Below are 5,362 nucleotides of genomic sequence, written 5' to 3' on the forward strand. Positions count from 1 at the left end.
TGTCACTGCATACGGCGCGGCCACTCGTTGGGGCGGCACCCCGCCAAAGACCGTTCCATGCCCCTGCCCACACCACTACACTCCCCACCCTCAGAGCCCTGACCAGCAGAAATGGCGAAGTACTGCTGGAGTACTAGCGTCCGGGCTCCCCCGTACCGTTCCTGGAGGAGCGCCCCCGATACACCTGCCTCAGCCGCCTTGGCGTGCCGGCGCCGCCCGGGCGACGGTCGCTTCCACCGCGACCGCCCTGCTGACCGTGCCGCTGCGCCCGGCTGCCGCCGATGCGGCGCCGTCGCCGAAGGTCGACTCCGCCCTGCTGAACACCGTGGACGACGGCGGCCGGGCGTTCTTCTTCGTCGTCCTGAAGGACCAGACGGACCTGTCCGCCGCCAGTAAGAAGAAGTCACACACCTCGAAGGCGAATGCCGTGTACAGCGAACTGCGCTCCCACGTCAAGACCAGTAAGCGTGCGCTGAAACTGCTAGGACGAACGTGCGGCGCGCCGAAGACCGGAGCCTGCCTCTCCCGTCGAATCGCCTATTGCGCGGCGGCCCTGGGCCAACGACTCAGAAGCCGGTGCTTGGAGACAACGAGCGAGCCTTTCCTTACGACCCGATCCGCTGTCACGGCAAACCGTGGTCTACGGCGGAAGCTCGGGGCTTCGCGACCCGTGTGACCTTGAGGACCCGCGCATGCCGCCGCAGTTCATGAACGCCAAGCAGACTGCCGAGTATCTGAACATGTCGATCACGTGGGTATACCGAGATGCACCCAAACTCGTATCCCCTACAAGTTCGGGGACGGTCGTAGCGCCAAGCTGCAGTTCAAGATCACCGATGTGCACTCCTGGGCTGGGCAGCAGCAGCTCGGCCGAGACCCTGCACGCTCGAGTCCTGGACGACGGCGCGGCCAGGACGCACGTCGCGTCAGGCCGTGAGTGCGCTGTCCAGCACCTGCGCAGCCCTTGCCGATCGATCCTGGCAGGAGGTGCCGATAGATCTTGAACGTGACGCCGACGCTGTTGTGCCCCATCCACTCGGCGACGTCTGTGATCGGGATGCCATTGCTCAGGCAGTTCGACGCGTAGAAGTGCCGGTTCCCATAGAGAACCATGCCTTCCGGGATGTCCACCTGGCCCGACGCCCTGATCCCCGGCCACTGGTTGTCCATCCCCCAATGCGGATACGGCTTGCGGGGGTCGATCTGCTGGCGCAGCAGGTAGTTATCGACTGTGCCGTACTTCTCGGCGTACCGCTCGATCGTCTTCCTGATCCGAGCGGATAGGGGCACATCACGGTAGTCCCCCACCTTCCTGTGCTTGAGCGGTCTGTACCGCCGTATCGACAAAACGATCTGTTCGGTGACTCGGTACACGTCGTCGGCCACGATGTTGTTGAGGTGCACCGCAGCAGCCTCTCCGGTCCGCAGGCCTCAGCCGCTCATCAGGTCGACGATCAACATGAAGGCGTCGTCGACTGGAGTACGTATCGCGCGGAGCTGTTCGAGGGACGGGATCACGGCCCGCGCTGGGTCGTACTGCGGCGGTTTGACGCCTGCCGGCGGGTTGTCGGTGAAGATGCCGAGCCGCTGCGCATCGAGGATGACCGCGCGCAGCTTGTCGAAGGTGTCCGATGCCGCCGTCCTCACCGAGGCGGCCAACCACGTTGACGGCCAGGACGCGGAACTGCCCCTGCGACCTGAGGAGATGACCGCGTGACCACCGCTCTCGCCGCTGCTGCCCTCGACGGCCGGTCCGCGGTCTTCGCCGCCGCCGACGTCTGCCGGGAGGCCGGCCTCACGCTTCCCGATGCAACCGTCCGCCCGGTGTTCGAGGACGACGTCTGGGACTTCACCGACGTCGCCGGCCTGCCCGTCCAACTCGCGCTCTGCACCCGCCGCTTCGACTTCACCGCCATCGCCGACCGACGATGGCGGCTGGTTCGCCAAGGAACTGGTCCTGGCCATGCTCGCCCCCCCGGCACCCGGCGGTCGCTCCGCTGCCCCGGGCACATCGCGCCACCCTGCACCTGGCCAGCTGCGCAGGCCGACTGGACGAGCTCACCCGGTTCTGCCGGTGGCGCATCGACTACCAGATCGCCACCCCGGGCCTGGCCGCCCGCGCCGCCAAGTCCCTCGTCGAGCGGGCCGCGACGCACGCCGAGCGGTGGTCGGACCACGCGCCGGTGACGGTGGAGTACGACCACACGGTCTGACGCCGCGTCGCGTTGTCGGTACCGCCGGGCCGAGCCGGGCGGGGCCGTCGGTAATGGTGCGCAGCTCGGCGGACTCCCGACGGGAGTGCCCCGCTCGGCGGTTGGCACACAGCGGTCCCTGCCAGCAGGGCGGACACCTGCCGGCAGGGACCGGTGACGGACGGTTCCCGTATTCACTTCCACTGCATGCTGCTCCGCGGTCTCAGGAGCCCGGCTGGGTCCCGGCAGCCTCGCCATGGGTACGTCGCGAGCCTTCACGGTGCCCGGCGGGCGGCGCGAGTCTCCCGGCGGTGCTGCCCGTGCAGGACAACCACTCCGGCTCCTACTCCTACTCCGCTACCGCGAGCAGGTTCTCTCCCCTCGTTCGCCGGTCGATCCGATCAGCGCACCATGTCCAGCAGCGCCTGCAGACGGGAGCGGGCGAAGCCGCGCAGCTTCTCATCGAGGTCCCCGTCCTTCGCGAGGGCCGTCTCCAACCTGGCGAGCTGCTCGACGATGTCCTCGTCAGCGGGCGCCCAGGCGTCACCGAACTCTTCGAGCAGGAACCGGGCGAGCTCGTCCGGTGCCCGGTAGTCGAAGACCAGGGTGGCGGGGAGGGTGAGGCCGGTCTCGGTCGCGAGCCGGTTGCGGAGCTCCAGCGCGGTCAGGGAGTCAATCCCCGTGTCGCGGAAGGGCCGCTGGGAGTCGATGTCCCCAGGGCGGGTGTGGCCCAGGACAACGGCGGCGGCAGCCCGGATGACCTCCAGGAGTTCCTGCTCGCGCTCGGCAGGACTGAGCGCGGCCAACCGGTCCGCCAAGCCAACCGCACCCGTGTCCGCAGCAGCAGCCGCAGCCGCGGTCGGGCGGGCGGGGACGGCAGCGGCCAGACCGCGCAGCAGCGGAAGCAGCGGTCGTCCCGGGCGTGACAGTGCGGTCAGGTCCAGCAGAGCCGGGACCGCCAACGACGCACCCAACGCCGCGGCGGCCTCGAACAGCGCCAGGCCCTGCTCCGTCGTCATCGGCTCGATGCCACCACGGCGCAGGCGGGACATACCGGTGCCGTTGAGATGCCCGGTCATCTCCGAGGTCTGAGCCCACAGTCCCCAGGCCAGCGACTGACCGGCCAGGTGCCGTTCCCGGCGGTAGGCAGCGAGCGCGTCCAGGAACGCGTTGGCGGCGGCATAGCTGGCCTGCCGGCTCACGGACGATCATGCCGAACTGTCCGCCGGCCGTCGGCTTGACCGGCTCCTCGAACGGGAACGTGCCGGCCAGCGCGGCGTACCGCTTGAAGGCGGCCTCCGCGCCCGTGCCGGCGTGCGCGGCGAAGGTGTACAGGACCCCGGACTCGCGCGGCCAGATCTCGGCGATGTCCTCGCCGCGGAGCCTGAGTTCCGCACCGATGACCCGCAGGTACCCGGCCCGCTCGGCCGGCGTCAGCCGCGGCCAGGGGCCTTCGTCGAAGGCCTCCCGCGCCGCCGCGACGGCCCTGGACATGTCGGTGGCCTGCGCCTGCGCGACCCTGAAGTAGAGCTCCTCGGTCGCGGAGTCGATCACGTCGATCGTGGCGCCGGACGACGGCACCACCCACTGACCGCCGATGAAGAAGCGGTCCGTCCGACCGATCGGCGCCTCCGCGCGTCCAGCCAGGCTCATCCGGTCACCCTCCCGATCGCCGCCTCCACGGCGATCATGCTCGCGTGCGCCGGGCGGACGCGTAAATGGCGCTCCGCCTACGATCCGCCACTGCGGGGTAACTGGGACTTCCATTCCGTGGCCTTGCCCGCTCGGGCTCCTGACTGGCAGTCAGCGGCCCGCCGGGTCACCCAAGAGGGCTCTGCTACGCTGACGCCGTCCCCCATTGATGGGGTCCGACGTCGCTACTTGAGCCCCCGTCAGCACCCGGGGCAATTCAACAGGATGGAACAACGTGGACATCGGCATCCGGGAAGCAGTCCGTCCGAAGCCGGGGTCCGGGAATGTCCAGCCCAAGAAGCTGCTTCTGCGCGCACTCGCGGGAGAGCGGACCGAGCGGCCGCCGATCTGGCTGATGCGGCAGGCCGGACGCTACCTGCCCGAGTACCACCGGGTCCGTGAGGCGGCCGGCGGCATGGTGGGGCTCTGCACCACGCCCGAGCACGCCGTCGAGGTCACCCTGCAGCCGCTGCGCCGCTTCCCGCTCGACGCCGCCATCGTGTTCGCGGACCTTCCGCAGGTCGCCGCCGCACTGGGCCAGACCCTGGACTACCGGGTCGGCGAGGGGCCGGTGTTGACGCCGCCCGTCCGTTCGACGGCGGACATCGCCGAATTCCTGAGCATCTCCCGCCTCCACGAGGAACTTGCCCCGATCTACGAGACGGTCGGTCAGCTGACCCGCGCCCTGCCCGCCGAGACGGCCCTGATCGGCTATGCCGGCGCACCGTGGACCATTGCCACCTACATGGTCGAGGGCCGCGGCGGCGCCGCGTCGGAGCACTCCGTCGTCAAACAGTGGGCGCTGAGCGACCCCGACGGATTCCAGCCCCTGATGGACCTGCTGACGGCCGCCATCATCCAATTCCTCGGCCGCCAGATCGAGGCGGGCGCGGAAGCGGTCCAGTTGTTCGACAGTTGGGCCGGGGTGCTTCCGGACGTCCTTTTCGAGCGCTGGTGCGTCAGGCCGATCGCCGCCATCATCAGCGCGCTGAAGGCGCAGTACCCCGACGTTCCCGTCATCGCGTTCCCCCGGGGTGCCGGGCTCTCCTACGACGGCTTCGCCGAGGCGACCGGCGCGGACTGCATCGGCCTGGACTCCACGGTTCCGCTCGAATGGGCCGCGCGGAACCTCCAGCGCGGCCTGGGCCGCTGCGTGCAGGGCAACCTCGACCCCCAGCTCCTGATCGCCGGCGGCCCCGCGCTCCACGCCGAGACGGAGCGCATCCTGCGCGGCCTGAGCGGGGGGCCGTTCGTGTTCAACCTGGGACACGGCATCGTCAAGACTACGCCCATCGAGCACGTCACGGCCGTCGTCGAGCAGGTGCGCGCCTGGAGCACGCCCACGGCGTAGGGCCGGCCGGAAACCCCGGCCGCGCAACGCGATCAACTTCGCCAACTACAGCGATCTGTTCAACCGCCTGGGAACCCAGGGCGGGGCTGCCGGGACACTGGACGAGCAGGAAGTCCCGTTCCTCGCG

The 5,362-nt window shown here is 69.5% G+C and carries 5 protein-coding genes and 2 pseudogenes; 2 read left to right on the plus strand and 5 right to left on the minus strand.

The features are described 5' to 3' along the window. Positions 1 to 189: 189 nt before the first annotated feature. The 3 genes from AB0H32_RS46595 to AB0H32_RS46605 all read right to left on the minus strand — a co-directional run bounded on the left by AB0H32_RS46595 (position 190) and on the right by AB0H32_RS46605 (position 1,947). A complete protein-coding gene (locus AB0H32_RS46595) occupies positions 190 to 456 on the minus strand; it encodes a hypothetical protein (protein ID WP_361135275.1) in 267 nt (88 codons plus the stop codon). Positions 457 to 786: 330 nt separating this feature from the next. Beyond that, positions 787 to 1,404 (minus strand): site-specific integrase, encoded by a 618-nt coding sequence (locus tag AB0H32_RS46600; RefSeq protein ID WP_361135278.1) that lies wholly within the window; start codon positions 1,402 to 1,404, stop codon positions 787 to 789. A gap of 27 nt (positions 1,405 to 1,431) precedes the next feature. Next, the gene (locus tag AB0H32_RS46605) at positions 1,432 to 1,947 is read right to left on the minus strand and encodes a hypothetical protein (RefSeq protein ID WP_361135281.1); all 516 of its coding nucleotides are present in this window, start codon (positions 1,945 to 1,947) and stop codon (positions 1,432 to 1,434) included. Positions 1,948 to 2,075: 128 nt separating this feature from the next. Between AB0H32_RS46605 and AB0H32_RS46610 the strand changes: the two are divergent. Then, a pseudogene (locus AB0H32_RS46610) lies at positions 2,076 to 2,213 on the plus strand (exodeoxyribonuclease III); the annotation flags it as partial. A 380-nt stretch (positions 2,214 to 2,593) separates the two neighbouring features. Here the strand turns inward: AB0H32_RS46610 and AB0H32_RS46615 are convergent. Both AB0H32_RS46615 and AB0H32_RS46620 read right to left on the minus strand, forming a co-directional pair. After that, positions 2,594 to 3,394, minus strand: coding sequence for a beta-ketoacyl reductase (locus AB0H32_RS46615; protein WP_361135284.1), 801 nt, complete (start codon positions 3,392 to 3,394; stop codon positions 2,594 to 2,596). A gap of 46 nt (positions 3,395 to 3,440) precedes the next feature. Then, positions 3,441 to 3,959 (minus strand): annotated as a pseudogene (locus tag AB0H32_RS46620) (aldehyde dehydrogenase family protein); the annotation flags it as partial. A gap of 160 nt (positions 3,960 to 4,119) precedes the next feature. Between AB0H32_RS46620 and hemE the strand changes: the two are divergent. Then, positions 4,120 to 5,235 (plus strand): uroporphyrinogen decarboxylase, encoded by a 1,116-nt coding sequence (gene hemE, locus AB0H32_RS46625; RefSeq protein WP_361135287.1) that lies wholly within the window; start codon positions 4,120 to 4,122, stop codon positions 5,233 to 5,235. The last annotated feature ends 127 nt before the right edge of the window (positions 5,236 to 5,362 follow it).

Origin of the sequence: Streptomyces sp. NPDC020362, assembly GCF_040642095.1 — a bacterium.
GTDB lineage: Bacteria > Actinomycetota > Actinomycetes > Streptomycetales > Streptomycetaceae > Streptomyces.